2 protein-coding genes are annotated in these 1376 nt (G+C 64.7%); one reads left to right on the forward strand and one right to left on the reverse strand.

Annotated elements, in window-relative coordinates:
• A partial coding sequence (locus tag FGS76_RS19360; protein WP_205717295.1) for a saccharopine dehydrogenase NADP-binding domain-containing protein occupies positions 1-483 on the reverse strand: 483 nt, incomplete at its 3' end.
• Between the two features lie 130 nt (positions 484-613).
• On the opposite strand from FGS76_RS19360, the gene FGS76_RS19365 reads away from it, so the two are divergent.
• A complete protein-coding gene (locus tag FGS76_RS19365; protein ID WP_138774294.1) occupies positions 614-1120 on the forward strand; it encodes a DUF2505 domain-containing protein in 507 nt (168 codons plus the stop codon).
• Positions 1121-1376 lie beyond the last annotated feature (256 nt).

The raw sequence follows: 1376 nt of genomic DNA on the forward strand, positions 1-1376 counted from the left end.
GGCCCGCGCCAGCTCGCCCACGGTGAACAGGGTGCCGGCGTCATGGGGAATGGAATCGAAGCCGCAGCAATTGACGATGGCGCAGCCGGCCTTCCGGGCCGCCTCGTGGTAGCGGGGAATCAGGGTGTTCACGAACTCCGGCTCGCCGGTAAGATCGCAATAATGGGTACCCTGTTCCACGCAGGCCCGCACCAGCGGCTCGCCATGGCGCATGTACGGGCCCACGGTGGTGGCCAGCGCCCGGGTGGCGGCGGCCAGCTCGGCCAGGCTGCGCGGGTCGGCGCTGTCCGCCTCCACCAGGGCGGGGGCGTCGGCGTCGCCGCTGAGCCCGGCGGCGACCCGCTTCAGTTTGTCGCGGTTGCGCCCGGCCAGGGCCCAGGGGGTGCCGGCGGGCAGATGACGAGCCAGATATTGAGCGGTGAGGGCGCCGGTGAAACCGGTGGCGCCGAACAGCACCACCGCGTAGGGACGGGATGTGGCCATGGGGCCTCCTTTCAGCCTGGCAAGTAAGTGGCATTGCTACCGACGGCAGTGTAGCGTTGCGGGCCGGGGCGGGCCCATGACCGTGCCGCCCATCTTTATCTGTCGGGACAGGCTATTTGCGGGAGAAAGAATGGAAGAGAAGGTCGAACGCCGCTACCCGGTGAAGGTGGAAGAACTGTACGGGATTCTCACCAGCAAGGCGTTTTTCGAGCAGCGCTATGCCTGGGGCAAGGTGAAGGATTACCGCTTCGAGGCGTTCGAGCCCCGGGGCGACGGTTTCCTGATCCGCATCCGCCAGCCCATCGCCATCCGTCTGGACAAGGTGCCCGGCTTCGCGCGCAAATTGCTGCCGGCGGAGGCGGAACTGACCACCGAATTCGATTGGCACCCGGCCGCCGCCGGCTACCAGGCGGGTTACCGGATGGTGCTCGGCAACGTGCCGGTGAAGGTAAGCGGCACCATGAGCCTGCGCCAGGACGGCGATGAGGCGCTGCAAACCACCCGGGTGGCGGTGAAATCCACTGTGCCGCTGGTGGGCCGCAAGCTGGAAAGTCTGATTGCCGACCGCTTCGAGCAGGCCCTGGAAGGGGATTACCGACACACCATCCGCTATATCCGCGAGCACCATCAGGCCTGATCGCGGCTAAAGCCGCTCCTACAACTGCCAACCCGTGTAGGAGCGGCTTCAGCCGCGATCCACCCCCCCCCAACCCGTGTAGATACCGTCTCTCCTATCCGGACTCAACCCCCAACTGCCCCTTATACCCATCCCCGAGCCCACGTGACGGACCCCTACCCCCTCTTCCGCCTTCTTCTTGAAAAAAAATATATTTCCTACTCACCTTACTCCCTCCATCTATCCTTCTCTCCTATACATCATTCTTATACCTACG

The organism is Alloalcanivorax gelatiniphagus (genome assembly GCF_005938655.1).
GTDB lineage: Bacteria > Pseudomonadota > Gammaproteobacteria > Pseudomonadales > Alcanivoracaceae > Alloalcanivorax > Alloalcanivorax gelatiniphagus.

Bases quoted from the DNA above. Each gene is read 5' to 3' on its own strand.
- FGS76_RS19365 (WP_138774294.1), top strand. From the start codon at position 614: ATGGAAGAGAAGGTCGAACGCCGCTACCCGGTGAAGGTGGAAGAACTG.